The following is a 26,801-nucleotide window of genomic DNA, read 5'->3' as shown; positions in this document are numbered from 1 at the left end:
CCGCACAGCGGGTCGTGTCCCGGAGCAGGACGACAATGGTCTCCATGACCGCGAGTGTCGAACTGCGGGTGTACGCCGAACTGAACGACTTCGTGCCCCCGGCCGCACGGTACGCCGCGCAGCGGCGGCCGATCCGTCCGCATCAGACCGTGAAAGATATCGTCGAGGCCGCCGGCATCCCGCATACCGAAGTCGACCTCATGCTGGTGAACGGCGAATCCGTCGACTTCGGTCATCACCCGCGGCCGGGCGATCGGCTCGCCGCCTACCCGGTCTTCGAGACCCTCGACATCGGGCCGGCGACACGGGTTCGTCCCCGCCCGCTGCGCGATCCGCGTTTCATCGTGGACGTCAATCTCGGTGGGCTCGCCCGGCTCATGCGGTTGATGGGCCTCGACGCCCGGAGCCCGTCGGACACCGACGATGCCGCCCTGGCAACGGCCGCCGCGGAACAACACCGAATCATCCTCACCCGCGACCGCGGACTCCTGAAGCGACGCAACGTGACCCACGGAGTATTCGTGCGTTCGAATCGGCCCGTCGATCAGCTCGTCGAGGTGATCCGCCGGCTCGATCTGACCGATCGGCTGAGGCCGTTCAGCCGCTGCCTGCCCTGCGGGGGCCTGCTGACCGACGTGGCCGAACAGGATGTCGCCGACCGGCTCGAGCCACTCACCCGCAAGTACTACGACACCTTCAGACAATGCCGGGAATGCCGCCGGATCTATTGGGAGGGTTCGCACCAGCGGCGGCTCGACGACCTCGTCACCAGAATTCGAGCCGCGGTCGGACCGGATCGATAGAGGCAACCACACCGCCCCGGCGTGCACGCGACGCAATTCCTCCACCGGGACGGAAACAGGCTTCTACAGCACCGGCGCCGCCGGTGCCGGGCACACTCTCACGCTAGATGCAGAAGCTGACGCTCGCCGATCCGACCGGAAGGTTGAGGCAAACGGAGAGCCACTGAATCTGCGTCGCCTGGGCTGTGTCGCTGGTCCCCGGCGTACCGGCCGCCGGGGCCGCGGCCGAAGCGATCGCGGGGGCGGCGACCCCCAGGGTCAACGTAGTGACAGCCGTCGCGACGGCAAGACCAATCCTTCGAGACATCGCAGTTCTTTCGCAGGAGTCGGGACTACCACCACCTATTCTCCGCCCGGCGCCGCATCGATCACAAGTGACCGTCGTTGCTCGGCATGCCGAGGAACGCTCCCTGCCGCGCCGTCATCGGGCGGGGCCGGGTTAGATTGCCGGGCGAGAGCTGTAGTGAGGTGACTCGTGGGTGATCCCCCGGATACGGATGATTCGAGCGGTGCGCAGCTGCGGCTGCGGGTACTGGGTGGGCTGGCGGCCACCGTCGGCGGCCGGCCGGTCGATCTCGGGGGCTTGCGGCAGCGGACACTGCTGGCGGCGTTGATCGCCGCGTTCCCGCACGAGGTGTCCGCCGACCGACTGCTCGAGCAGGTGTGGCACGACGCCAGGGACCCCTCGGTGAACTCGCTGCATTTCGGGATCTCGACGCTGCGTAACCGGCTCGAGCCCGACCGCCGCCGCGGCGGCGGAAGCGTGATCGCCCGCTGCGGCACCCGCTACCTGCTGGATCTGCCCGCGGACCGGATCGACGCGCATCGATTCGCACAACACGTCATCGACGCCGAATCCGCTTGTGCCACAGGTGATCTCGATGCCAGTCTCAGGTCATACGAGGCGGCGCTGGCGGATTGGCGGGGTGCGCCCTACGCGGATGTGGCCGATGCGGAATTCGTGCGCCCCGAGATCGTCAGACTGACCACGCTGGAACTGCGCGCCCGCAAGGCACTCGTGCAGTTGCGACTCGACGCCGGTCGCGCCGATGCCGCGCTGGCCGACGCCGAGGACCTGGTGTCGGCGCACCCCCTCGACGAGCGGGTATGGGAGCTGCTGGCGCTGGCCCGTTACCGGGCCGGGCGGCAGCCCGAGGCCCTTGCCGCCCTGCGGGATATCCGCCGCCTGCTCGACAGCGAGCTCGGCATCGAGCCCGGTGTCCGGCTGCGGGAACTGGAGACTGCGATCCTGCGTCACGACGAGGATCTGCTCTCCGGCTCCGCGAGGCGCACGACGGCCGCCCAAGGCTCGGTCGCGTCGGCTCCACAGATGCCGGTTCCGCGCACCCAATTGATCGGCCGCAGCGGCGCACTCGACGACATCGGACGAGCCGTGCGCACCCACCGGCTGGTGACGCTCGTCGGCACCGGCGGCGTCGGCAAGACCCGGCTGGCCCTCGAAACCTGCCGGCGACTGCCGGCGGGCGACGGGCCGTGGTGGGTCGATCTGGCACCGGTCGAATCCGACCAACTGGTCGCCGCCACCGTGGCCGCGGCCATCCAGGTTCGCGGTGCGGCAACGCTGGATCGGCTCGCGAACGTCCTCCCCGACCGGGAATGCACGCTGTTGCTGGACAATTGCGAACATCTGCTCGACGGGGTCGCCGCCGTCGCGAGCGTCCTGTTGAGCCGATGCCCGCGCATCCGAATCCTCGCCACCAGCCGGGAGGCGCTGGCCGTCGACGGCGAACGCGTCGTCGAGGTCCTGCCGCTGGACGAGGCCGACGCCGTCGAACTGTTCGCCACGCGCGCGGCGGGTGTGGTCGACGGCTGGACGCTCGACGAGCGGGTGCGCGAACCGGTGCGACAGATCTGCGCCGACCTCGACGGCATTCCGCTCGCGGTGGAACTGGCCGCCGCGCAACTGCGGATCCTGTCCGAACAGCAGATCGCCGACGGACTGGCCGACCGGTTCACCCTGCTGGCGGGCGGCGCGCGCACCGCGCCGGCCCGCCAGCGCCGGCTGGTCGACACCATCGACTGGAGCTATCGCATGCTCGGCCCGGCAGAAGCCCGGCTGCTGCGTGAGATCGCCGTCTTCGCCGGCAGTTTCGATATCGACGCCGCAGCCGCCGTGCACGGCGCGCCCTCGCCGCTGGCGGTTCTCGAAACGCTGACGGGTCTGGTCCGTCGATCGCTGCTGCGAGTGCAGCCGGCGTCCTCGCCGCGCCGGTACCGAATGTTGCAGTCCATCCGCGAATTCGCTATGGCCCGTTGCGAAGCCGACGAACTGGTTCGGGTGCGGGCGGCGCATCGACGCTGCGTCCTGGAGCGATCGCAGCTGGCGGCCACCCACCTGCGCGACGCTCGGTCGGCACAGATGCTCGATGCGCTCGGGACCGATGTCGCCGAGCACCGCAGCGCGATCGCCTCCGCATTCGCGGACGGCGACCCGGGCTACGTCTTGCGGCTGGCGGCAGCGCTCTACTGGTTCTGGTACCGGCGCGGCTTCATCGAGGAGGGCATCGAGGCGATCACGAGCGCCCTCGCCGCGTGTGAGCGTTGCGGACACGAGGTCGACGGGGCGACACTGGCGTCCGCCCTGGCAGGTCTCGGCGGCCTGTACTACCTGTCCGGCGATCCGGTCCGGGGCGCGGAATCGACCGAGCGAGCCGCCCGGGTCGCGACGGACGCGGGCGATCACGCCACCGCCGCATGGATGCGGACGTGGACCACCTACATGCACGCCGTGGTCACGGCGTCGCCCGCGACGGCGTCCGCCGCCCGTGCCGCCGTCGCCGAGGTGAGTGCGGCCGGCCATCCGTGGCAGCTGGCCGAGGCGCTCATGATCGAGGGCATGATCCTGCGATTCGTGAACCGCCTCGACGCGGCACGGGACGCGCTGCGGGAGGCGGTATCGGTCGCGGAGCGATGCGGCCACCGCTGGCCGGTCGCCTCCGCGTCGTGGACGCTGGCTCGTTGCGCGATGGACACCGGCGATCCGACCGATGCTCGCACGGCGTTGCGCACCATGCAGACCGCGCTGGAATCGGACGGCGACGTCACCTCGTGGCTGGTGATGGTGCATCTGGCCGCCGCGATCGCCGCGCGCAGCGGCCGCGCCGACGACGGTGCCCGCCTGCTCGGGGCCGTGCGCGCACTCGGCGGTCGGATCGGATTCCTTCCGGAGGCGATGGATCCGACGGATGCGCCCCGCGAGGCCGCCGCGGTCCGGACGGCGCTGTCCGAGCGGGAATTCGACGCGGGTCTGGCGGCCGGCGCGGTCATGACACGCGCCGAGGTGAACGCACTGGTGAGCGCGGTGGGCGCCGAGCCGACGAGGACGCTGAGCGGGGGCTAAGTTCGCGCTAAGCGGGGCGCGGTGTGCTGAAGACGTTCACCATCAGCGACTTCAGGAGTCACATGTCCAGCGTCTTCGATCCGCCCGCGCCGACCGGAACCGGGCGGCAACCACTGACCGGTGTCGCCCTCGCCGAGCGCCTGCGCGCGGCGGTGGCCGGTCAGGTCCACACCCCCGGCGAGGACGGATATCGCCTGTCGGCAGCAGGGTTCAACGTCGCGACCGAGCACCGGGCGGCGGCCGTCGTGGTCGCCGCCGGCGCCGCCGATGTCGCGGCCGCCGTGAGCGTCGCGAACGCTGCCGGCTACACGGTCACGGTGCAGGCCACCGGGCACGGGGCGAGCCCCACGCCGCCGCACAGCATCCTGATCGACACCGCGCTCCTGGACGCGATAGCGATCGATCCGGACGGACGCACCGCGACGGTCGGCGCGGGCGTGCGCTGGCAGGAGGTGTTGGATGCGGCCGCCCCGTTCGGACTGGCCGCGCTGGCGGGGTCCTCGACCAGTGTGGGTGTGGTCGGCTACACCCTCGGCGGCGGTCTGGGCCCGATCGCGCGCACCTACGGGTTCGCCGCCGATCATGTGACCGTCATGGAGGTGGTGACTGCCGATGCGACGCTGCGCCGGGTCACGCCCGAGACCGAGCCCGATCTGTTCCGGGCGCTGCTCGGCGGCGGCGCGGCCTTCGGAATCGTCACGCAGATGACCTTCCGGCTGTTTCCGATTCGCAGCCTGTACGCCGGCGGTCTCACCTATCGGATGGACGATGCGGCGACGGTGCTGCGAGCCTGGCGGAATTGGGTGGCGACCGTGCCGGAGACCGTGACCAGTTCGGTGGCTGTCCTGAATCTTCCTCCGCTGCCGGAGATTCCGGAGCCGCTGCGCGGTGCGACGGTGCTGCACCTGCGCTACGCCCATGTCGGCGACGCTGCCGAGGGTGCCGCGCTGCTGCAGCCGCTGCGGTCGGTGGCATCACCGATGCTGGACACGATCGCCGAGATGCCGTATGCGGCCCTCGCGTCCATCCACAACGACCCGGTCGACCCCATGCCCGCTGCCGATCGGTCCACCCTGCTGCGCGAACTGCCCGACGCGGCCATCGACGCGCTGCTGGAGGCCGCCGGTCCCGCGCGCGGACTGCCGATCACCATGACCGAGATCCGCGCTCTCGGTGGCGCACTCGCGCGAGAGTCGCTGTCGCCCACCACGGTTGCGGGCAGGCAGGCCGCCTTCAACGTCCTCGCGGTCGGCGTGCTGGCGCCGCCGATCGCGGCGGCGGTCCCCGCGGCACTGGACACCGTGATCGATGCCTTCTCCACATGGAGTCTCGGCGCGGCCACACCGAATTTCACCCGCGATCCGCACGGACGGAGCGCCGCCGAAACCATGGCGGCCTGGACCGCCGGTCAGCGCGAACGCCTGGTCGAGGCGCGCCGCCGCTACGACCCGGCCGGAATGTTCGGCCCGGCCGCCCGCTGGACCATGCCCGCCCGCTGACCGCCGGCGGGGACGCGGCATCCGGAAAGACCTGCCACTGGTCGAAAGACCCCGAGGGGTGCGGCAGGTCGATCCGGGTTTCCTATCGCATGGGAGGCTCTTGCTCGTCGGTAGTGCGGGACTCAGCGGCCGTTCCAGACCGGGGCGCGCTTCTCGGTGAAGGCGCGCACACCTTCGGCGGCGTCTTCGGAAAACAATGCGGTGGACGCGATGTCGTATTGCTTGTCGAAGGCGTCGGCCGTGGTCCAATCGGATGTCTCGTCGACGATGCGTTTGCTGCCCTCCAGGCTGAGCGGTGCGTTGGCGGCGATCCGTTCGGCCAATTCCAGAGCCGCTGTGAGTGCTCGGCCCGGTTCGGCGAGGATATTGATCAGGCCGAGTTCGGCCAGCCGGGTCGCCTGCATGGGGTCGCCGGTGAGCGCCAGCTGCATGGCGATATTGCGCGGCAGACGCTCCCGCAAACGCATGACGCCGCCGGCGGCGGCGATCAGGCCGCGTTTGGGCTCCGGTATGCCGAATTGCGAATCGATCGCGGCGACAATCAGATCCGCGGCCAAAGCCAATTCACAGCCGCCCGCGAGGGCCGGGCCTTCGACGGCGGCGATCAACGGTTTGCGCGGCGGCTTACCGGCCAGACCCAGAGCACCGCGATTCTCGGTCAGCGGGGCTTCTCCCCGGGCCATCGCTTTCAGATCCATACCGGAGCTGAAACAGCCGCCCGCGCCGGTGAGGACGGCGACGCGCACGTTCGGATCGGCTTCGAAAGCGTCACAGGCCTTTTCGAGTCCGAGGGCCATGGCGTGATCGACCGCGTTGCGGACCTCGGGGCGGTTCATCGTGATGATCATGACGGGGCCGCGGCGCTCCACCAGCACGGGCGGCGGTGGGGGCGCGGGCAACTCGTGGCGTTGTGTGCCCTCGAAGGTGATATCGCCATCACCGACCGTGACGGACCGGCCCAGCGCATCACCGTCGCGCAGTTCGGCGACGAGATCGGATCTGTTGCTGCGCACCAGCACTCGCGTGCCGTCGGGCGCGATCAGGCTGATGATCGCCGCCTCCGGCTCGCCGTCACGTCCGTAGGGCAGCGTGTAGGCCTCGACCACCGCCGGTCCCTCGTACTCGGTCCGGACCGGACGGGCGGGTGGATTGTCGACGACCGGCCGCAGGTGGGCGTAGGGCCGCTGCGGCGGTGTGGCGGAATAGATGCCCAGCGCGTGCTTGGTGACGTACCAGCCGAGTGAGGTGCTCAACCCGAAGGCATCAGGGTCGGCGCGCAACTGCGCGACCATGGTGGCGATCGCGTGGGTGCCGTAATTGTTGCCCGGCCCGCCGCCGAAGGTCAGTCCGCCGGTCACCGAGAGCGAGCGTTCGGGATCGTCTGCGGCGAGCCCGAGTTCACGCGCCGCGATCTGCACCGCGACCGGGAAGCAGGAGTACAGGTCCACGGGACCGATCCGGTCGATGGTCAGGCCGGCATGCTCGAGCGCAGCCGCGCCGACGGCCCGGATCGCCGGGGAGGCAGCCAGTTCCGCGCGTTCGGAGACGAACCATTCGTCGTGCGCGCTGGCGCCGGCATGGACGAACACCCATTTGTCCTGCGGGATACCGGCCGCCTCGGCAGCGGCGGCGCTGCACAGCACCAGTCCGGCGGCCATATCCACCTGCAAATTGGCGCACAGCAGTTTGGTGTACGGGGCCGATACCGTCCGGTTGTCCGCGGTCGGTGTGGTCAATTCCGGCGCGCTGAACCGTTGCGGCAGCCAGGCATTCGGATTGTCCGCGCCCACCGCCGACAACCGCGACCACAACTCGCCGATCGCCTCGAGATGCTGCTTCGGATCGCGGCCGAGCCGGTGCCGATTGGCCGATTCCATGAGCGCGTACATGTAGATGGGCGCACCCAGCCCGACGGCGATTTCGGCGGCGTTGTTGGCCTCCTTGTCGATCCCGGCGATACGGGTCGGCTCCACGTCGGGGCCCTGTTCCGGCCACGTCACCTCGGTGCCCGCGCGCTGCGCGGCGGCCATGGTGGCGCCCGCTTCCGCGCCGGTCACCAGCACGATCTCGTAGGTGCCGTCGGCGATCGCCTGTGCCGCTTCATTGACCAGCAGCTGGCCACCGTCGCCACCGTAGGTCGAGGACTGCACGGTATCGGCTCCGTCGGCGCCGACCGAACGCGCCACCAGGGCGCCGAGGTCTCGATACTTCCAGGAGGCGCTGGCGACCGCGAACACCGCGTCGGCGGCCGAGAGCAGCGACTGCCCCACCCCGGCATCCCGCGCCGCCAGCCGCAGTGCTCGCACCGTCAGCGCCGCCGGGTCCTCGGCGGTGTTCGGCTGATGCTGCACCAGCTGTCCGGCACCGACCAGAACCGGCGTATTCGGCGCGATCGTGCGACCGGACGCCTTGTGCAGCACGGGTTTTCGCACCGATTTCGCGCCGGTGAAGGGCCCCGCCGCGGCGATACGGTCCGGCACACGGTCCAGCGACTCCCGCAGGGCCTCCGACAGGCTTCGCACCAGCGAGGCACCCAGCGGGCCGTCGACGGGTTGTCCCGACAGCCCGGCGTCGAAGTAGGCGGTCGCCCCGTTCCCCTCGGCACGCACGGTCAGCCAGAAGCCGAGGGTCAACCCCATCGGCCCGGCGCCGCGCAGCACCAGCGCGGTCTCGTCCACCGCGTCCACGGTCCAGGCGACTTCGGCCGGGATGCCCATGAACTTCACCTGCTGAGCGAACTCCGATCCGGGGTACACACCGCTGGGTGCCTCGCCGCGGAAGGCCGCGTGCATGGTCAGCCATTCGGCGAAGCGGCCCGGATCGGTCAGATAGGCCGCGACCTCGGCCATCGGGCGGTCGAGATGCTTGCTCGCGTGGGCTCGTTTGTCGAAATCCGCGAGCCCGTCCGGCGGGGTGTACGCCTCGGAGACGGCCGGGCCGGCGGGAGGCGTGGCGGGCCTGCCCAGCACTCCCCCGACGATGTCGCGCAGAATCGCCGGATCGCTCGTCACGGCGTCGGCGAGTGCGCGTACCGCGCGTACTCGAGCGCGCGCCTGGCGCATCACCTGGGGAAGTCCACCCACGTCAGCCACTACCTAGCCCTTTCCATCGGCGGAACTATTATTTGCGAAATAGTTCCGTGGAACTATTAGACGGATAGTGGTTCCACGTGTCAAGATGGCCTCGTGACCAGACCCGGTGCGCCGCTGTCCAGCCTGCTCAGCCGCGCGATGACCCTGCTTCCGCAGTCGGCGCCCAGCGACGACGCGACGGACGCGCGGGTCCTCGACGCCGCGTTGCGAGTCCTGGCGCGCCGCGGCACCCGCGAGGCGACCATGGACGACATCGCGGCCGAGGCCGGGGTCGGCCGCACGACGCTGTTCCGCCGCTACACCGGCAAGGACCAGCTGTTCGAACGGGCGCTGGCTCGCGATATCGGCCGCATCCTGGCCGACCTCGCCGACCGCTTCACCGAAGTCACCGATCCCACCGAACAGGTGGTGCTCGGCTTCCTCACCGGGCTCGGACTGGGCGACCACATCCTGTTCCGCGATGCCGACCCACTGCGCCGAGCCGAACTCATCCAGGCTCTCGGCCAGGGCGATCCCTCACCGATCACTTTGGCCTACAACGCCATTCGCGCGAATATCGGCAAAGCCCAAGCGGACGGCAAGATCCCGGTCCGTGACCCCGATGCCCAGGCCGACGCCCTGGTGCACCTGATCATCGGCTATCTGGCCACACCGAGCCATGCCATCGATCTGACCGATCCCGCGGCGGCCGAACGCGTCGCCCGCGCCGCCGTCGCGCCGATCCTCACCGGAACCATCGACTGATCCACACCCGTCCGGGGACGTCCCGCGACGACATCCGAATACACCGTCCCACCGCCTGTCCGCGGTGGCGCCGGTCGCTGCCCAGCGCCCGAAAGCCTCACGCGCGCATCCGATCCCGCACATCTCAGGAGTGATCATGACTGTCGCCTACACCGACCCCTACCGCACGCCGGAACGTCTCGCGCTACGCGAGGCGGTGGGCGATTTCGTTCGCCGCGAGGTCGCGCCGCATCTCGACCGGTGGGAACGCGAGGGTGCTCTGCCCCGCGAATTGCACCGGGCCGCGGCGAAATCCGGGCTGTACGGCATCGGCACGCCCGAGGAGTACGGCGGCGACGGCGGGGACCTTGTCGACATGACCGTCGCCACCGAGGCGTTCATCGAGGCCGGCGGCTCGTCGGGCTGCCACTCGGCCCTGTTCACCCACGGGATCGCGCTGCCGCACATCGTCTCCAGCGGCGACACCACCCTGATCGACCGGTACGTGCGCCCTACCCTCTCCGGGGACCTGATCGGTTCGCTCGGGGTGACCGAGCCGGAGGCGGGCTCCGACGTCGGATCCGTGCGCACCACCGCGGTCCGCGACGGCGACCACTACGTCGTCAACGGCGCGAAGCTGTTCATCACCTCCGGCACACGCGCGGATTTCGTCACCACCGCGGTGCGCACCGGCGGACCGGGCGCGAGCGGCCTCAGCTTGCTCGTGATCGACGCCGGCACTCCGGGTTTCAGCGTGTCGCGGAAGCTGGAGAAGATGGGCTGGTTGTGCTCGGACACCGCCGAGCTGACCTTCACTGATTGCCGGGTACCCGCCGCCAATCTGATCGGCGCCGAGAACGGTGGATTCGCGCTGCTCGGTGCGGCTTTCGTCACCGAGCGGGTCAATATCGCGGTGCACGCGTACGCGATCGCGCAGCGCTGCCTGGATCTGACCCTCGACCACGTCCGGCGGCGGGAGAGCTTCGGCAAGCCGCTGATCGCCCGGCAGGTGGTGCGGCACAAGCTGGTCGAGATGCGCCGCCGGATCGAGCTGGCCCGCACCTTCACCCGCCAGGTCGCCGTGCGCGCCACGGCCGGCGAATTCGTCGTCGGCGAAGCCTGCCTGGCGAAGAATTCCGCCGTCGCGGCCGTCAAACACGTCGTCGACGAGGCCGTCCAGTTGCACGGCGGCATGGGGTACATGCGGGAATCGGAGGTGGAGCGCCATTACCGTGACGCGCGCATCCTCGGCATCGGCGGGGGCGCCAGCGAAGTGATGACCGATCTGGCGGCCAAGCTCTTCGGCTACGACAGCTGAGAAACGTCAGTCCATCTCCTCCAGCACCCGGCGCAAGACCTTGCCGGTGGCATTGCGCGGTAGTTCGTCCAGGATCACCACATCGCGGGGAACCTTGTAGCGGGCCAGGTTCTGCTTCACGTACGCCTTGACGTCCGGGGCGTTCACGGTGGCGCCGGGCGCTGGAACGATGTAGGCGCGCAAGCGTTTTCCGAACTCGTCGTCGGGCACGCCGACGACCGACACCTCGTCGATATCGGGCCGTGCCGCGAGCAGGTTCTCGATCTCCAGCGGGTAGACGTTCTCACCGCCGGAGACGATCATGTCGTCGTCGCGGCCGTCGATGTGCAGCAGCCCGTGCTCGTCGATCCGGCCCATATCGCCGGTGGACATGTACCCGTCGATGAACTGCTTGTGGCGGCCGTCGGTGTACCCCTCGAACGGCGCGCCACTGCGCACGAACACCCGACCGGAGACGTTCCGGGCACTCACCCGGCGCCCGTCGGCGTCGAACAACGCGATTCTGCTCGTCACCGGCGGGCGGCCGACCGTGCCCGGAGCACGGCGCAATTCGTGCGGCTGCGCCACCGTCGCCACCGCGACCTCGGTCGAACCGTAGAGGTTGTAGAGCACGTCGCCGAAGGTGTCCTGCACCCGGGTCGCCAGCTCCGGGGACAACGCCGAGCCCGCCACGGCAATGGTTGTCAGCGTCGACAGGTCGTAGCGGCCGATGACGTCCGGGCCCAACGCCACCAGGCGATGCAGCATGGTCGGCACCGCGACGAGCATCTCGGCGCGGTGCTCGCTCACCGCGCGCAACGTGGCCTCGGCGTCGAACCGGCGCAAGAGCACGGTCTTGTTGCCCAGGGCGGTGGCCACGGTCCACGTCCCGAACCCGGTCGAATGGAAGATCGGCGACACGATGACCACAGAGCCTCCGCGTGGGAACGGAATACGGTCCGCGATCATCGCACTCGCCAGCGGTGTCACCTTGGTGCGCGGCGCCCCCTTGGGCAGGCCCGTGGTACCGCTGGTGAGGATGATGAAGCCACCCGGCTGGGCCGGCGCCGGTGGTATCCGGTGGTCGCCCGTGTCGATCAGCTCATCCACGGTGCGCGCGCCCGCCGGTATCGCGTGCCCCTCGTCCACCCAGGTGAGGATGCGCGGCAGCGTCGGCGGTAGCGCGTCGAGCAGGTCGCCGAACTCGCTGTCGTGCAACATGGCTCGCACGTTCTCCCGCGCGGCGACCTCGGCGAACTGCGGCTTGGCGAATCCGGTGTTCATCATGGCCAGCCGCAGCCCGGCGCGACCGGCCGCGCTGATCGCCAGCACCAGCCCGCGATGGTCGCGCGCCAGGACACCGACCACCGAACCGGCCGTAAGCCCCTGCGCCAGTAGCGCATTGGCCAGTGCGTTGGACTGCGCGTCGAGTTCACCGTAGGTCAGCACGCCGCGCTCGTCGGCGATCGCGGGCCGGTGCGGGTGGTGGCGGGCCCCCGCCATGATCAACGCCGCCGGCGGACCGTAGATCCGGTTCTCCCAGGCCATGCGCGCGACCCGATCCGGGCGTGTCAAGTCGATCACGCCGCGCTGATGCAGGCGGACGACGGCGCGCAGTGTCTCGGCCGCGTCACCGAGCCCGGTCACCAGGCTCTCGAGATTCCGTGCCATGAAGTGAATTCCTCCTCGGGACAAGATGTTTTGCCGGAAAGCCGCCTGCTCTCAGCTCCGGCCCGCACGTTCGAGATAGCGCGCTCGCTGCGACATATCGGCGCCGGACACGGTGTCGTGGCTGCCCAGGAGGCGGCCGAACCGATTGCGCAGCCCCTCCGGCATCGCGGTGAGCAGCGCGATGGCGATCCCGCCGATGCGGGGGACGACTCGCAGCCCGCCGCGGCGGCGAGCCAATACGTCGACCACCGCGCGTGCGACATCCTCGGGTTCGACGAAGCCGATCACCCGGGTGATCCGGTTCGGAGACAGCCCGGCGATCAGCTCGGTGTTGACGAAGGCCGGGCACAGGGTGCTCACGTGCACGTCGAATGCCGCCAACTCCTGATGCAACGCCGAACCGAGGCCGACGACACCGAATTTGGTCGCCGAATACGTTGCGACATCCGGCGTTCCGACCAAGCCGAGGACGGAGGCCACGTTCACGATATGGCCGCGGCGGCGATCGGCGAACCGCCGACCGGCGAGCTTCGATCCGATGATCACCCCGCGCAGGTTGATGTCCAGTTGCCGGTCGGCCAGATCCATCGGCTCCTCGAGGAACGAGCCGGTCGGCATGATCCCCGCATTGTTGACCAGGCCGTCCAGCCCGCCGAGCTCCGCTTCGGCCCGATCCAAGAAGTTCTCGAACGACTCGTGATCACGCACGTCCAGCGGGAGGGCGATCACGTCGGCACCCGTCGCGGCGGTCAGTTCCGCGGCCGTCGCCGCCAGCGTGTCGGCATCGATGTCGCCGATCACCACCCGCGCTCCCGACGCGGCCAAGGCCGCCGCGGTGGCTCGCCCGATACCTCTCGCACCGCCGGTGACCGCCACCCGCATGCCTGCCGGACCCATACCCACTCTCCACTCCTCGGTTGTCTCGCGTATCACGAGGTTAGGAAGCAGACACCCTGCCGATCCATGATCTAACCGGCCAAGACTTGTACTTTTCGGCCATTCTGACCCAGGATGTGCCCATGGCTGTCCACCCGAATATGCCGCGGTCGAGCACCAGTGCCGCGATCCTGGTTCAGCTCGGCCTCACCCACGGGCTGACCCTCGCGCAATGCCTCGACGGCTCGGATATCACCCTGTCGATCCTGAACGATGCGAACGGCGAGGTCCGCGCCGCACAGGAATTGCGGGTGGTCCAGAACCTGGTCACGCGGCTGGGGCATATTCCCGGCCTCGGCCTGGCCGCGGGGCAGCGCTATCACCTTGCAGCACACGGCATCTGGGCATTCGCGGTGATGACGAGCCGGACCGTACGCGAAGCGCTGCGCATCGGGATCGAGCATATGGACATCGCCTATTCCTTCGCTCGCTGGCGCATTCAGGAAACCCCCACCGGCGCCACGGTGACGTTGGACTACTCGGCGGCGCCGTCCGCACTGCGGCAGTTCCTGCTCGAACGCGACCTGGCCGAACTCATCACGCTGGATCGCGAACTGCTCGGCGCGGCGGTACCGCCCACGACCGTCGAACTCGCCTGTCCCGCACCTGCCTACGCCGAACGGTTCACCGAACTGCTCGGAGTCTGCCCTACCTTCGACGCACCGGTCACCCGGCTCATTCTCACGCGGGAAATCTTGGAACTTCCCATGCCCCAGGCGAATCCACATGTCGCCGCGCTCGCCCACCAGCAAGCGGCCGAGATCATGCAACGCCGGCGCCGGCGCGACGGCACCGCGGCCCGCGTCCGCGCCGGCCTCCTGACCCGCGGCGTCACTGCCGCCCAGGAAGATATCGCCGCCGACCTCCGCATGAGTGTGCGCACCCTACGCCGGCGCCTCGACGCCGAAGGCACCTCCTACCGTGGCCTGGTCGCCGAGACCCGCCACCTCCTCGCCGAAGAACTCCTCACCCTCGGCACCACCGTCGACGAGGTCGCTCGCCGACTCGGCTACGCCGACGCTTCCGCCTTCACACACGCCTTCACCCGCTGGACCGGCACGACTCCGGGCCGCTTCGCCCGCTCCGCGCGGTAACCCCGTTCACGTACTTCCGATAGCAGCGGATTCGCCTGGGGCGCAGGCCAGTTCACGCAAAGCCGCGGTGATCTCGTCGGCGCACTCGAGCGGCCCGCAATGCCCGCTGTCGACTTCGCGGAGTTCGATCAACCGGGGCAGCGCCGAGGCGATCAGCCGCGATCGCGCGGGAGGAGCGATCTTGTCCCTGCTGCCCGCGATCACCATCGTGGGGCCCGTGAGAGAGCTCGGATCGAGCGCTGTCACGAGATTCACCAGCATCGCCCCGTACCCGCCTCGGCCACGTGCGGACGTGGCGCCGATCATCCGATCGAGTTCACGGCCGACCCGCCGCGCCGAGACGGGTCCGAGAGCGAGATGGGACAGCAACCGCACGCCGCGACGATGGACGACGTCGCCGCCCGCTCCGGGATGAGTCGCGCCACCCTCTTCCGGCGCTTCGGTGGCCGCGACGCTCTGTTCGAGGCGGCCGTCGCGCATACGCTGCACGACTTCCTCACCGAGATCACCTCGACATACCTCACCGTCACCGACCCCACCGAGCGGATCGCCGAAGCTTTCGCCGCCTGCCTGCGCCTGCGCCGGCAACTGCTCGCGAACAACACCGGAGCGCCGTACAACGCCGAACTGCTCACGGCGCTCACCTCCGGCGATCCGTCCCCGATGGACATCGGCCACCGTTTCGTCGCCGCCCGGATACGCGCCGGACAGGCCGAGGGCACACTGCCGCCCGGCGACCCGGACCTGCAAGCCGGCGCGGTCATCCGGCTCACGCTGGGCTATCTCCTCTTTCCACCCGCCGGCTACCACCTCGACGACGAGACCGTCGCGCGCGACCTCACCCGCCGCGTCATCGCTCCGCTCGTCACGACTCCGATGCGCTGACCTGCCGTCGACGGCCTTCCCTCGAAACCCGCCCGGCGCATATCCCCCACAAGGACGACCCGTTCCACCCGGGAATGAGCACCGGCCGCTAGTTCGAATCCGCTTCTCGCGGCGTGGATTTGGCCGGAATGTGGCTCAGCGCCTCCTCGGCCATGGCGGTGATGGTGAGGCTCGGGTTGACGCCCACATTCGCCGGTACCGCGGACCCGTCGGTCACCAGCAGATTGCGGTAGCCGAAGACCCGGTGGTACCGGTCGACCACTCCTCGGCTCGCGTCGGCCCCGATCACGGCGCCGCCGAGGATATGAGCCGTGGTGGGCGAGCTGATCAGCGATTCGGCGACGGAGCTTTCGGGATAGCCGCCGACGTGTCGCGCCGCCAGTTCGGTGAACCGGTTCGCGATCGGCAGGTAGCTTGCCGGGGCTGTGCCGGCATCGTCGACGACGGTGGCCATCCCCGAACCGAATCTCTTGGGACGCAACCGGAGTGAGCTGTCGAGGCTTTGCATGACGGTGAAGACGACGGTGCGGCGGGACCAGCCACGGATGCGCATGGGATTCAGCCAGCGGAACGGATGCCGGGCGATCTCTCGCACGAATTGCAGGGTTCGCCGCCGGCCGCCGGTGAACGGGCCGAAGGTCAAGGCCAACGCGTCGCCGGCCGCCGCGTAGGTGTTGTTGGTGACGTGGGTGTGCTCGTCGGGATGCACGCTCATCGTGATGGTCAGGTCGGTGCCGAGATCGGCCGAGCGGTCGTGCGCGGTGACCGCGGTGATGGCTTCGCTGTTGGTGCGTACGAAGTGCCCCACACGGTCCGACAGTCTCGGTAGCGAACCGGTGGCGCGGGCTCGGGTGAGCAGTTCGCTCGTTCCCATCGCTCCGCCCGCGAGTACGACTCCGTGTGCGTGCACGACCTGGCGGTCACGCCGTATCCACGCGCCGGAGCGTTCGGTGGTGACGGCGTAACCGTCGCTGCCGTCGGAGGTGCCGAGCGGACGAATCCCGACGACCGTGCGTTCGGGCCGGATCTCGACCCCGAGCCCTTCGGCCAGGTGGAGATAATTCTTGACCAGGCTGTTCTTGGCGCCGTGGCGGCAACCGAGCAGACATTCGCCGCAGCGTAGGCACCCGGTGCGTTCAGGTCCGGCACCGCCGAAGAAGGGATCCGGCACCGTCTTGCCCGGAGTGCCGAGATACACCCCCACTCTGGTCTGGTGCACGGCATCCGGCACACCGAGGTCGGCCGCGACGGCGCGCATCATCTGCTCACTTCGACCGTCGCTGTGACAGTCCACCACCCCCAGCATGCGTTCGGCGGTGGCGTAGTGCGGAGCGAGCACCGATCGCCAATCCGCGAGCTCGGCCCACTGCTCGTGCCGGTAGAAGTCGTCGGAGTGCGGAACGTACAGCGTGCTCGCGTACACCAGGGACCCGCCGCCGACGCCGACCCCGCAGATCACCGATACGTGCTTCATCGGCCGCAGTTGGAGGATCCCTCTGAGGCCGATGCGCGGAGCCCACAGCATGCGCGGGGCCTGCCATGCGCTGGTGGCGAAGTCCTCGTCCCGGTAGCGGCGGCCTTTCTCCACAACGGTGACGGAGTATCCCTTCTCGGCCAGTCGCAACGCGGCGACGCTGCCGCCGAAACCGGATCCGATCACGATCCAATCGCGCATCACCGGAGCTCCCGTCGCAGCAGGAAAGGCGAGCCGCCGCGGGGCGTGAAGGGCAGGCCGAACGTGAGGCCCAGCACGGTCCCGTCCGCAAGGATGCGCAGATCGTCGACGACCCGCCGCCAGGGGAAGGGAGCATCGGATGAATAGCTGACAACCACGGCCGGCGCGCCGTCGAGCCGGGAGGGACCGATGGTCGCGCGCAGCGGCAGGGTGGCCGATTCGCCGCGCGAGCCGGCGAGGTTGTACCCCGTCAGCCCGTCCCCCGCGGGAGCTGGTCGCAGGTCCTTACCCCACCAGTCCGCCAGGCCGGTGAGCCGGAACGCTATCGGGGCCAGCGCACGCACGAGCGCCGGTCCGGCGAGCTCGGCCTCGAGACGTCCCGTCACCTCCGCGAGGTCCGGGCACGCCGCAGTCCGAAAAAGTGCGCGTAACTCTTCGCTGCTGCGCCGGGCGAGGGTGTTGTCCATGACAGGGAAGTGTGCGTTCCGCCGACCTGCGGGGTATTGCCCACCGACGACAGAGATTTACCTCTGGGCGACAGGTTCGGCGACGCCGCCCGCGCGGCGGATGGCGCTCGGGGTGGCGCCGAACCACCGCAGGCAGCAGCGCGTCAGTGCCGACTGCTCCGCCAGTCCGACCGCAGCGGTCACGCGGGACAGGGCGAGGTCGGACTCGATCAAGTGGCGTAGCGCGGCATCGCGGCGGACCGCGTCGAGAATCTCGGCGTAGGACGTGCCCTCCGCCACCAGCCTGCGCTGCAGGGTTCGCGCGTGAATGCCGAAAGTGGCTGCGACAGCTGATAACTCGATCGCCCCACTGCCCAGAGCCTGGTCGAGATAGCCACGAACCCGCGGGACGTACACCTGCTGCGGGTCGGGGTAGCGCGAGGTGAGGTAGTCCAGGGCGAGCTTTCTGAGCAGCGGATTCGCCGCCGCCAGCGAGGAGTCCAGCCCCTCGGCCGGCAATCTCAGGGTGGCCGTGCGGCGGCCGAATCGGGCCGGCGCCCCGAAACACTCCACGTACCGCTCGGGCGGGGCGATCCGGGAATGCGGGAAGTCCACGCCGATCGGCGGCGTCGCCGCGCCGAGTTCGAGTCGACCCACCCGATATGCCACCAGCAGCGCCATTTCGACGACCTGTCGCGTGGGCGGGGGCGCACTCAGCGAGTAGCGCACACCGGCCACGTCCGCATTCCCGTCCGGATCATCGGTCAGGGTGAACGACACCGCCGGGCTGTGCACGAACATGAACCGGGATGCACTCTCGACCGCTTCGCGCAGGGTCGCCGAGTGGAGCATGACCACCGCGAGCGGGCCGAGGATCGAAATGTCTTGGCGTTCGGCCACTCTCAGTCCCAGGTCGGGGACATCCAATTCGGCGGAGGCGTGTTCCAGCAGCCGCGCCAGACTGCGATGCGAGATGAGCGCGTCCTCGGAGTCCAGCAGCGCGGGTTCGATTCCGACATGTGCGAGCAGCGCGGCAGGGTCACCTCCGCACTCTTCGATCACACTCCCGAAACCCCGCAGGGCGGCAGCTCGGATCACATCGCTCATGTCGCGCCAGGATAAATCACGATCCGAGTAATGACCGACCGCGCTCGTCACGAGGAGTGCCGGGCGCATGTTTCATCTCGGTCGCTACGCCCGGAGCGGCCGCGCGCCACGAGTAGACTGCAGCTTGCTCGCAGATGTCCAAAAGGTGAACTCAAAGGGAGTGACGATGGACCTTCTCGAGGGTGGGGTAAAAGCGATTTCGTGGACGGCCGATGCGACCACATCCGCGGCCGGGGCGGTGGGCGGCGCCGCGGTGAACGGAGTTCTCGGCGGGATGCAGGGCGTCGTGTCCGGGGTGCGGAGCGGACTGAGCAGCGGGAGTCATTCGACACCGGCCGCCGCGCTCACGTTGGCGGCGATCGGAGCCACGGGAGTCGTGGACTGGCCTGTGCTCCTGGGCGTCGGCGGCACCGCACTCGTACTCCGGAGGCTCACCTCGCACCCGGACCAGCAACCGTCGTCGGCCACCAGGGCTCCCGCCGTGCAGCGCAAGCAGCCGGCACGCAGTGACCGACCGGCCCGCCGCAGCGACGGTGGCAAAAAGACGACCGCCCGCAAGACCGCGACCCGATCGCGGCGCGCACCCAGCAAGGCGTAACCGGCGCCGGTGGACCTCGAGCAGCCTTCCGCGTGACCGTGGGCGCGCGCTTCTCGTTGCGCGTCGGCGGCCGTCGTACGTGCCGTCGTCGGCCTCGTCTCGCGGCGTAGCGTGGGGACGGTCAGCGCGATGATTCGCCGACGACGTCGATGACTCCCAGGCGCCACAACGCCGCGTACAACTCACGCAGGGGAACGGTCAGCACCTGCGTCAGCGCGCCCGTCAACGGATCCTGGCCGCCACCTACATCAGCTGTCCTCACGACGGCCACTGTGACGAACCCAAGCGTCGAGACCCCGAATATCGCATGACCGGAAGGCAACGTATGGCCGACAAATCGCACACCAGCCACCGGAACGCCGTCGACAAGGTCATGGCCGCGCACAGTTTCGCGGTGGAACTCCCCCTGCTCGGCCGAGTACCGATCCCCCGCCCCGAACAACTGGCCTACTACGGCGCACTAGGCGCCCTGGCCGCCGCGGAAATCATCGAATGGCCCGTCGCCCTGGTGCTGGCCGGCGGGCACTGGCTCGCGGAAAACCAGCACAACCGCGTGGCCCACGAAATCGGCGAGGCCCTCGAAGACGCCTGATTCCCACCTCAAACGCGCCTACCCGCCGTAGATTCCGCCGACGAGCACGGGCGCGGCCGTACTGCTGTTCCACTGCGCCGCGAGCCGTACGTCGTGCACCAGCCCGATGCCGGTCAGTTCCCGGCCGGAGATCGCCTCGGCCAGGAGCCCGGGCAATTCACCTGCCACGGCGCGGAAACCTACGGCCGCGAGCCGGGCCTCCGGCGAGCCGTGGGCATCGTGTGCGAGGAGTGCGGTGGCGATCGCGCCCGCCCCCAGGTGATCCTCGAGACTCGGACGCAGCGGCCCGTCCACGACGCCCCACCGCTCGCCCGCCGCAACGATCCCGACAGGTCGATCACCGGCAGCGGCGATCGCGGCCTTCGCCACCGCATCGGCATTGCGGATCGATCCGGCAAAGACGGTGAGATCGAATCCCGCGGCGCGGGCCGACAGCGTGGCGCCGTTCGGCGACGGCAGCGCCAGCAACGTGCCCGCCGGAAGGTCGAGCAGGGACGAGGGACTCAGCGACCACCCACTCTCGTGTTTGGCAGCAGCGAGCACGGCGCCGGCCCGCTCGGCCTCGACGGCAGCCCGGGGATCGGCGTGCCACAGCGGTAACGGCAACACCCGCCCGCCCCGCGATACCGCGATATCGACCGCTGTCGAGAAGGAGAGGACATCGACGATGATCAACGCCCCGCACTCCGGACCGAGCTGCTCGACACCGTCGCGGCCCCACTCGAGACGAATGCGATAGCCCTGCTGCCGGAAGATGCCCGCGTTCACTCACCGATAGTGCACTCGACTCGGCGCGTCCGCGAGCCACCTGGCGGGTGAGCAGCGTCGAGTCGTGCTCGAGCACATACGGTTTGCGCCGACTCCGCGGTGAACACGGCGGGGAATGCCGCGACCAGATATGCCTCGCCGCGGGCCCGCAGTTCGACACCGAGAGAGCGATAGTCGCCTCACGGCGGCGGCCGATCATGCATAGCGCTCGACATGCCCGACGGTGACGAAGCCCAGGCGTCGATAGATTCCTTCGCCGTCCGGTGATGCGGTGAGCACGACCCGGCACGCACCCGCTTCCAGGGCCAGTGCCAGTGCCAGCGCATACCGCGTGAGCGCGGTCCCGATGCCTTCTCCGCGATGATCGGCTCGGGTCACGATGTGCTCGAGCGATGCGCCCGCGGCGCAGGTGACGACGGCGGCACAGCCGAGCACCTCGCCGCCGTCACGCCAGAGCAGGTAGCGAGTGGACCTCCGATCCATCCCCTGACGCAGGCCGGTCACGAGATCGTCGACATCGGTCGCGCCCGACCAGAGTCGTGCCCACTCCGCGAGGCCGGCGTCGCCGGTCACGTCCTCGATCGGCTCCGGTCGTCCGCGTTCCCGGTAGGCGGCTCGGTCGGGATCGGCGAGCATCATCAGCGGCTCGGTTTCGAACAACTCGAGTCCCCGCTGCCGCAGGAGCTCCGGAATCTCCGGCGAATCGACGTCCGGCCAGAAATGCCAGCATGCCGGTACGCCGTCGAACAGTGTGCGCAACTGCTCGATCTCGTGCGGGATCGCAGCGCCCACTCTGAGGACTCCGTTCAGTTCCTCGCTGGGCGCACCGGTGTGGAACCAGCTCGACGGCGTGCCATCGCTCGACCGGTTCGCTCGCACCAGATGCGTTGCGACAAAGGTGGTTACGGCCTCGCGGCACCTGCGGTTGCCCAGATCAGCGGTCATTCGACGAATCCGGAAGCAGCGATTCGTATTGCGCGCGAAGGGAATCGAACTTCGGCCAGAACGGATCCGGTGGAGACGCCGCGAGCCTGGCGTGCAGGATGTCCAGATGGGTGTGCCAGCCGGCGGCGATATCGAGGGTCTCGCCGCGGGTCGGGAGCCGGCGGTGGGTGACCGTCAAACGGACCTTGTCGGCGACCCGCTCGAGCGCGAAGGTCACCTCCGAGTCGGCGAGGCCGCCGCCACTGCTCCAGGTGTGGCGCAGCAGATGCGGAGGATCCCATTCGAGCACCTCGCCGTGCCTGCGGTCGGCCACCGCGGCGGGATCGCCTTCGCCGGTGAGCTCGTGAATCCGGAAGATGTGTTCGACCCGGCCGCCGGTGACCTGTTCGAGCAGCCCGCCGGCCAGCCAGGTCGCACGCTTGTCGATATCGGTCAGATACGCCCAGACCCGTTCGATCGGCCCGGGCAGTAGTCGTTCGATGCGGACCGTGCCCGGTTCGACGACCTCCCCGTAGTCACTCATCTCGCGAATCCTCCTGTAGCAGTGCGGCTTCCAAAGCATCTAGGCTCTGATTCCAGAACCGCTCGTAGAAGTTCACCCATTCGGCGCACTCTCGCAACGGGTGCGGATCGAGCCGGCACAGATGTGTGCGCCCGTGCACGCTGCGTCGCACCAGCCCGGCGCGCTCGAGCACCTTGATGTGCTTGGACGCGGCCGCGAGCGAGATATCGAACGGGGCAGCCAGCTCCCCGACGCTGCATTGGCGCCGCGCCAGAGTGCGCAGCATCGAGCGGCGCGTGGAGTCCGACAGCGCGTGGAACACCACGTCGAGCCGCTCCGAAGAATTCTCAACCACATGGTTGACTATTCCGTCTTCCCGCACCTACTGTCAACCCATCGGTTGAATATCGCGGCCGATTCACCCACCCCTTCAGGGAGCAACCCATGACCGAGCAGAACTTGACGACGACCTTCGCCGTCGACCGGACCCCCGAAACCGCCTTCGACGCCGTGCTCGACGTGCGCGGCTGGTGGTCGAAATCTCTCACCGGACACAGCGAAAAGCCCGGAGACGTCTTCACTTACGAGGTTCCAGGCGTACATCGCGCCACCATCGAAGTCACCGAGGTCGTCCCGCACGACCGCGTCGTCTGGCGGGTCCTGGACGCCCGGCTCACCCTGGTCGACGACCAGACCGAATGGAACGACACCGAAATCCGTTTCGAGATCACCCGCCGCGCCGACACCACCGAACTCCGCTTCACCCACGTCGGCCTCACCCCGGCGTTCGAATGCTTCGACGCCTGCCGAAAGGGCTGGTCGTTCTACATCGACCGGAGCCTGCACGACCTGATCACCACCGGCACCGGTCAACCCGACGAGGACCCGCAGGCTCTCGCCCTGGCGGTCGAGAATGCGGCGGCGACGCCGCACTGAGGAGACCGCTGAGACGGCCAACCGGGAAGGTCGCGGCCGGCCGTTGCGCCCTCAGGTCTGGTCGAGCACGCCGGCAGGGACGCCGTAGGGCAGGAATCGCACCTTACGGCGTTCGTCGGTGTTGTCGCGATGTGCGCGTAAGGCCTCGAGTTCGGTCGGAAAGACCTGCTCGACCCGGGCCTCACCGGCGTCGTCGACGCTGTAGACGGCCCACACCCCGCTGCCGGTCTCCCCGGTCGTCGCGTCGTCCGGTTCCGGCGTTCGCGCGCGATCCGGCTGAACGAACTGGCCGAACAGCGACGTCAGCGAATTGACGGTGCTGCGGTCGAGGTATCCGGCGGCCTTACCGAGCAGGTCGCGAAACTCGACTTCCGCCTCGCGCAGAGCGCGCTCGAATTCTTCCGGATCGATCCCGAAAGGCCCGTTGTTTGCCATCTCGATCCTCCCGAGGACGACGTCGGCGCTATGACTCCAGTATGCCGCGCGTGGGCATCGAGGGGGTTGATCAGAGTTTGCCCAGCCGGGATTGCCGAGAATCTGCCCGCATGTCCGCGGGCTGCCCCGGCCCGGTCACGAGCAGGAGCGTACGTCCGGCCGGTCTCGTGCGTATTTTCCAGACGAATCAGCCCCTGCGGTATTACGTTCTTCTGCAATGAAGTTCGCTTGTTGCAGCCGAACGGGGGCGCGGGTGGCATCGACTCGAAGGTTCGACCGGCGCACGCTCTTGCGGGGTACGGCGGCGGCCGGGGCGGCGGCGGCCGCGTCCTCGATAGCCGGTTGCGGTGACAACGACGACGATGCGCTCACCTTCTTCTTCCAGGCCAAACCCGACGAGGCGAAGGTCCGGCTCGAGATCATCGACGAGTTTCGCAAGCTGCACCCGGACATCAAGATCCGGACTCAGATGTCCGGCCCTGATCCACAGACTCAGATCCTGACCTACTGCGCGGGCGGCAAATGCCCGGACGTGCTGATGTCGTGGGATCTGTCCTATTCCTTCCTCGCCGAACGCGGCATCTTCGAAAACCTCGACACGATTCTGGACAAGGACCCGGCGTACGCGGCCGAGCTGAAGAAGGACAGCTCGATGCCCCTGTACAACACGTTCCGCTACAAGAACGCGCAGCGTGCGCTGCCCGAGCAGTGGGCCGGAATCTTCCTGTACTACAACCGCAAACTCTTCGCCGACGCCAAACTCGCACCTCCGCCCGCACGCTGGGAGGATGCCTGGAGCTTCGACGAATTCCTCGGCGCCGCCCAGGCGCTGACCACACGCGACAACTCCGGCGACGTCATCCAATGGGGGTTCGTGGATCCCTGGACCGTCTACTACTCCGCCAGTTGCTTCGGGATGAACAACGGCATCGAATGGTTCACCCCGTCCGTCGACCCGACCCACACCAACATCGACAACGACGCCTTCATCGAGGGCGTCCAGTTCTACACCGATCTGTCCACCCGGCACCGGGTGATGCCGACAATCGAATTCCAGCAATCGCTGTCGTCGTCGGACATGTTCGCCCAGGGCAAAGCCGCGATGGCGTTGTCCGGGCACTGGATGTACAGCACCTACGCCGGCCAGGAAGACCTCGATTTCGACGTCACGGTGCTACCGGTCGGCCCGCGCGGTACCGCCGCGCGGTCCGATATCGGCACCACCGGCCTGTCCATCGCCGCAGACAGCCCACGCAAGGAGCAGGCCTGGGAATTCGTCAAATTCGCCACCGGGCCGGTCGGTCAGGCGGTCATCGCGAAATCGGGACTGTTCGTTCCGGCGTTGAAATCGGCGCTCGGCTCCGACGGGTTCGCGCAGGCACATACGAAGGTGCACAACCTCGAGGTGTTCCGCGGCGGCGACTACGCCAACAACCTGCCGGTCACACCCGCATGGCCACGCGTCGACGCGGTGATCCAGCAGGGATACGACCACGTGTTCCGCGGCGCCGCCTCCGCGGAGTGGTTCAAGCACGGCCTCGCCGGACAGATCAACGACCTCCTGGAGGCGCAGTGAGCGACAATCGCACAGCGGTTCGCTGTGCCGACCGGGTGCAGGTGTCCCGCACCTCACCGGGCACAGCGAGTGACCATCGCTCAGCGCTGAGCCGGCGCAGGGCCGCCGCGGGCCGAATGTTCATCGCCCCCAACCTGATCGCGGTCGCGGTGTTCATGGCCTTCCCCTTGGTGTTCACGCTGTATCTGAGCCTGCACAGCTGGGATCTGTTCGGTTCGCCGAAGTTCATCGGTATCGGCAACTTCCGCCGGCTCTTCGCACACGACCCGCTGTTCTGGGTGGCCTTGCGCAACACGGTGATCTTCACCGTCGGGACGCTGATCCCGACCATCGCCATCGGTCTCGCCGTCGCGGCGGCTCTGAATCGAAAACTGAGGGGTATCGGCATCTTTCGCAGCATCATGTTCATGCCGCTGGTCGCCTCGACCGTGGCGATGGCCGTGGTGTGGCGGCTCACCTTCAGCACCGACTACGGCGTGCTCAACACCGCGCTCGGCTGGATCGGCATCGGTCCGGTCCCGTGGCTCACCGACCCCGGGTGGTCGATGGTCTCGCTGTGCCTGGTCAGTGTGTGGAAGAGCGTCCCCTTCGTCACCGTCGTCCTGCTCGCCGCCATGCAGGGCATACCGGCCGACATCTACGAGGCCGCCCGTATCGACGGCGCTGGCGCGGTGCGCCGGTTCGGCTCGATCACCGTGCCGCTGATCCGGCCAGCGCTGGCGTTCGCGTTCGTCATCACGGTCATCAACTCGTTCCAGGTGTTCGATCAGGCCTACGTCCTCACCGGCGGCAAGGGCGGTCCCGAAACCGGCACGTACGTGCTCGGAATCATGCTGTATCAGAACGCTTTCTCCTTCGACGACATCGGCTACGCCTGTGCCCTCGCCTGGGTGATCTTCGCGATCCTGCTGGCATCGACACTGCTCCAATTGCGCTTCACCCGCGGCAATGCCTACGAAAGCGAGGCCTAGGTGGCGACCGCGACCGCGAATCGTGCCGCTGTCCGCCGTACCGGGCGCGGGATACTGCTGTACCTGGCGCTCGTCGCGATGGCATGGTGCGCGCTGTTCCCGCTGCTGTGGGCGTTGTCGAGTTCGCTGAAAAAGCAGGGCAACATCTCGGACACCAGCATCCTCCCGGCCCACCCGGCGTGGTCGAACTACCGCGACATCTTCGACCTGATGCCGTTCGGGCGGATCTTCTTCAACACCGTGCTCTACGCCGGGTGTGTCACCGCGGGCCAGGTGTTCTTCTGCTCGCTGGCCGGATATGCCTTCGCCCGCTTGCCGTTCAAGGGCCGCGACGTCCTGTTCGTCGCCTACCTCGCCACCCTGATGGTCCCGGCGACCGTCACCGTCATCCCCCAGTTCATCCTCATGCGCACCTTCGGCTGGGTGGACAGCCCCCTGGCCATGATCGTGCCGGGCCTGTTCGGCAGCGCCTTCGGCACCTACCTCATGCGCCAGTTCTTCATCACCCTGCCGGTCGAACTGGAGGAAGCCGCCATCCTCGACGGTTGCTCGGTCTGGCAGACCTACTGGCGCGTTCTGCTCCCCCACGCCCGCCCGGCGGTGATGGTGCTCGCGGTCCTCACCTGGGTGACGGTGTGGAACGACTTCCTGTGGCCGCTGGTGATGATCCAGCGCGACGAGATCTCCACGCTCACACTGGGATTGGTGCGCCTGCAGGGCCAGTACGAAACCAACTGGCCGATCCTCATGGCGACCTCCATCCTGATGGTGGCGCCGATGCTGGTGATCTACGCGTTCGCGCAGAAGTCGTTCGTGCGAGGGATTGCGATGTCGGGACTGGGTGGGCGGTGACCTGGTCGCCGACAAGAACATTTCGCTCACCACTGCG

Annotated in this window: 26 protein-coding genes; 13 read left to right on the top strand and 13 right to left on the bottom strand. The window is 68.6% G+C overall.

The annotated features are described in order from the left end of the window. The first annotated feature begins 44 nt into the window (after nt 1–44). From NE2_RS12725 to NE2_RS12710, 3 genes are all read left to right on the top strand, one after another. On the top strand, nt 45–803 hold the full coding sequence (locus NE2_RS12725) for a Mut7-C RNAse domain-containing protein (protein ID WP_063026178.1): 759 nt from the start codon (nt 45–47) through the stop codon (nt 801–803). Between the two features lie 475 nt (nt 804–1,278). After that, on the top strand, nt 1,279–4,164 hold the full coding sequence (locus tag NE2_RS12715; RefSeq protein ID WP_233429763.1) for an AfsR/SARP family transcriptional regulator: 2,886 nt from the start codon (nt 1,279–1,281) through the stop codon (nt 4,162–4,164). A 62-nt stretch (nt 4,165–4,226) separates the two neighbouring features. Next, nucleotides 4,227–5,663, top strand: coding sequence for an FAD-binding oxidoreductase (locus tag NE2_RS12710; RefSeq protein ID WP_063909382.1), 1,437 nt, complete (start codon nt 4,227–4,229; stop codon nt 5,661–5,663). 122 nt (nt 5,664–5,785) lie between these two features. On the opposite strand, the gene NE2_RS12705 is transcribed toward NE2_RS12710, so the two are convergent. Beyond that, nucleotides 5,786–8,755 (bottom strand): type II toxin-antitoxin system Rv0910 family toxin, encoded by a 2,970-nt coding sequence (locus tag NE2_RS12705; protein ID WP_233429762.1) that lies wholly within the window; start codon nt 8,753–8,755, stop codon nt 5,786–5,788. Nucleotides 8,756–8,848: 93 nt separating this feature from the next. Here NE2_RS12705 and NE2_RS12700 point away from each other — a divergent pair, with 93 nt between their 5' ends. Next, entirely contained in the window at nt 8,849–9,499 is a 651-nt protein-coding gene (locus tag NE2_RS12700) for a TetR/AcrR family transcriptional regulator (RefSeq protein ID WP_063026123.1), read from the top strand. A gap of 136 nt (nt 9,500–9,635) precedes the next feature. Next, entirely contained in the window at nt 9,636–10,796 is a 1,161-nt protein-coding gene (locus tag NE2_RS12695) for an acyl-CoA dehydrogenase family protein (RefSeq protein ID WP_063026175.1), read from the top strand. A gap of 6 nt (nt 10,797–10,802) precedes the next feature. Here NE2_RS12695 and NE2_RS12690 read toward each other — a convergent pair whose 3' ends face one another. Together NE2_RS12690 and NE2_RS12685 are read right to left on the bottom strand one after the other, a co-directional pair. Next, entirely contained in the window at nt 10,803–12,446 is a 1,644-nt protein-coding gene (locus tag NE2_RS12690) for an acyl-CoA synthetase (RefSeq protein WP_063026122.1), read from the bottom strand. A 51-nt stretch (nt 12,447–12,497) separates the two neighbouring features. Next, the gene (locus NE2_RS12685) at nt 12,498–13,343 is read right to left on the bottom strand and encodes an SDR family NAD(P)-dependent oxidoreductase (protein WP_063026121.1); all 846 of its coding nucleotides are present in this window, start codon (nt 13,341–13,343) and stop codon (nt 12,498–12,500) included. A 122-nt stretch (nt 13,344–13,465) separates the two neighbouring features. Between NE2_RS12685 and NE2_RS12680 the strand changes: the two genes are divergently transcribed. Then, nucleotides 13,466–14,476 carry an AraC family transcriptional regulator gene (locus NE2_RS12680; protein WP_063909381.1) on the top strand — a complete coding sequence of 337 codons (1,011 nt, stop codon included), beginning with the start codon at nt 13,466–13,468 and terminating at the stop codon, nt 14,474–14,476. A 6-nt stretch (nt 14,477–14,482) separates the two neighbouring features. Here the strand turns inward: NE2_RS12680 and NE2_RS36250 are convergent, their stop codons facing one another. After that, nucleotides 14,483–14,851: an alpha/beta fold hydrolase gene (locus NE2_RS36250; protein ID WP_063026119.1), complete on the bottom strand. Its 369-nt coding sequence runs from the start codon at nt 14,849–14,851 to the stop codon at nt 14,483–14,485. Between NE2_RS36250 and NE2_RS34950 the strand changes: the two genes are divergently transcribed. Beyond that, nucleotides 14,834–15,361, top strand: coding sequence for a TetR/AcrR family transcriptional regulator (locus NE2_RS34950; protein WP_167356735.1), 528 nt, complete (start codon nt 14,834–14,836; stop codon nt 15,359–15,361). The two genes, NE2_RS36250 and NE2_RS34950, sit on opposite strands and share 18 nt — an antisense overlap. Nucleotides 15,362–15,449: 88 nt before the next feature. Here the strand turns inward: NE2_RS34950 and NE2_RS12665 are convergent, their stop codons facing one another. Genes NE2_RS12665 through NE2_RS12655 form a run of 3 tightly spaced genes read right to left on the bottom strand, consistent with a single transcriptional unit; the run spans nt 15,450 to nt 18,589 of the window. Beyond that, a complete protein-coding gene (locus tag NE2_RS12665) occupies nt 15,450–17,036 on the bottom strand; it encodes an FAD-dependent oxidoreductase (RefSeq protein WP_063026117.1) in 1,587 nt (528 codons plus the stop codon). After that, entirely contained in the window at nt 17,036–17,503 is a 468-nt protein-coding gene (locus tag NE2_RS12660) for a hypothetical protein (RefSeq protein WP_146165172.1), read from the bottom strand. Before NE2_RS12660 ends, NE2_RS12665 begins: the two co-directional genes overlap by 1 nt. 57 nt (nt 17,504–17,560) lie before the next feature. Beyond that, nucleotides 17,561–18,589 carry an AraC family transcriptional regulator gene (locus NE2_RS12655; protein WP_063026115.1) on the bottom strand — a complete coding sequence of 343 codons (1,029 nt, stop codon included), beginning with the start codon at nt 18,587–18,589 and terminating at the stop codon, nt 17,561–17,563. A 166-nt stretch (nt 18,590–18,755) separates the two neighbouring features. On the opposite strand from NE2_RS12655, the gene NE2_RS12650 reads away from it, so the two are divergent. Beyond that, the gene (locus NE2_RS12650; protein ID WP_063026114.1) at nt 18,756–19,187 is read left to right on the top strand and encodes a hypothetical protein; all 432 of its coding nucleotides are present in this window, start codon (nt 18,756–18,758) and stop codon (nt 19,185–19,187) included. Between the two features lie 121 nt (nt 19,188–19,308). Here the strand turns inward: NE2_RS12650 and NE2_RS35665 are convergent, their stop codons facing one another. After that, on the bottom strand, nt 19,309–19,449 hold the full coding sequence (locus tag NE2_RS35665; RefSeq protein WP_156511260.1) for an Rv1535 domain-containing protein: 141 nt from the start codon (nt 19,447–19,449) through the stop codon (nt 19,309–19,311). A 63-nt stretch (nt 19,450–19,512) separates the two neighbouring features. On the opposite strand from NE2_RS35665, the gene NE2_RS12645 reads away from it, so the two are divergent. Further along, a complete protein-coding gene (locus NE2_RS12645) occupies nt 19,513–19,779 on the top strand; it encodes a hypothetical protein (RefSeq protein ID WP_106958407.1) in 267 nt (88 codons plus the stop codon). Between the two features lie 18 nt (nt 19,780–19,797). On the opposite strand, the gene NE2_RS12640 is transcribed toward NE2_RS12645, so the two are convergent. The 4 genes from NE2_RS12640 to NE2_RS12625 all read right to left on the bottom strand — a co-directional run bounded on the left by NE2_RS12640 (nt 19,798) and on the right by NE2_RS12625 (nt 22,349). After that, nucleotides 19,798–20,547, bottom strand: coding sequence for a 2-phosphosulfolactate phosphatase (locus NE2_RS12640; protein ID WP_063026112.1), 750 nt, complete (start codon nt 20,545–20,547; stop codon nt 19,798–19,800). 195 nt (nt 20,548–20,742) lie between these two features. Then, nucleotides 20,743–21,339: a GNAT family N-acetyltransferase gene (locus NE2_RS12635; protein WP_167356734.1), complete on the bottom strand. Its 597-nt coding sequence runs from the start codon at nt 21,337–21,339 to the stop codon at nt 20,743–20,745. A 142-nt stretch (nt 21,340–21,481) separates the two neighbouring features. After that, nucleotides 21,482–22,015 carry an SRPBCC family protein gene (locus NE2_RS12630; protein WP_063026110.1) on the bottom strand — a complete coding sequence of 178 codons (534 nt, stop codon included), beginning with the start codon at nt 22,013–22,015 and terminating at the stop codon, nt 21,482–21,484. Beyond that, nucleotides 22,008–22,349: an ArsR/SmtB family transcription factor gene (locus NE2_RS12625; RefSeq protein WP_063011805.1), complete on the bottom strand. Its 342-nt coding sequence runs from the start codon at nt 22,347–22,349 to the stop codon at nt 22,008–22,010. The genes NE2_RS12630 and NE2_RS12625 overlap by 8 nt, the downstream gene beginning before the upstream one ends. Nucleotides 22,350–22,438: 89 nt before the next feature. On the opposite strand from NE2_RS12625, the gene NE2_RS12620 reads away from it, so the two are divergent. Then, on the top strand, nt 22,439–22,930 hold the full coding sequence (locus NE2_RS12620; protein ID WP_063026109.1) for an SRPBCC family protein: 492 nt from the start codon (nt 22,439–22,441) through the stop codon (nt 22,928–22,930). 51 nt (nt 22,931–22,981) lie between these two features. Here the strand turns inward: NE2_RS12620 and NE2_RS12615 are convergent, their stop codons facing one another. Further along, on the bottom strand, nt 22,982–23,365 hold the full coding sequence (locus NE2_RS12615) for an Rv0313 family protein (RefSeq protein WP_063026108.1): 384 nt from the start codon (nt 23,363–23,365) through the stop codon (nt 22,982–22,984). Between the two features lie 217 nt (nt 23,366–23,582). Between NE2_RS12615 and NE2_RS12610 the strand changes: the two genes are divergently transcribed. The 3 genes from NE2_RS12610 (at nt 23,583) to NE2_RS12600 (ending at nt 26,764) form a co-directional block, all read left to right on the top strand. Next, nucleotides 23,583–24,941 carry an ABC transporter substrate-binding protein gene (locus NE2_RS12610; protein WP_063026107.1) on the top strand — a complete coding sequence of 453 codons (1,359 nt, stop codon included), beginning with the start codon at nt 23,583–23,585 and terminating at the stop codon, nt 24,939–24,941. 116 nt (nt 24,942–25,057) lie between these two features. Beyond that, on the top strand, nt 25,058–25,912 hold the full coding sequence (locus tag NE2_RS12605; protein ID WP_063026106.1) for a carbohydrate ABC transporter permease: 855 nt from the start codon (nt 25,058–25,060) through the stop codon (nt 25,910–25,912). Beyond that, complete coding sequence (locus NE2_RS12600; protein WP_233429760.1) at nt 25,913–26,764, top strand: carbohydrate ABC transporter permease; 852 nt, start codon at nt 25,913–25,915, stop codon at nt 26,762–26,764. It abuts the gene before it with no gap. The last annotated feature ends 37 nt before the right edge of the window (nt 26,765–26,801 follow it).

Origin of the sequence: Nocardia elegans NBRC 108235, from assembly GCF_001612845.1 — a bacterium.
Classification (GTDB): domain Bacteria; phylum Actinomycetota; class Actinomycetes; order Mycobacteriales; family Mycobacteriaceae; genus Nocardia; species Nocardia nova.
Note: the sequence above shows the minus strand (reverse complement) of the source record. Positions and strands in the feature narration are given on the sequence as shown.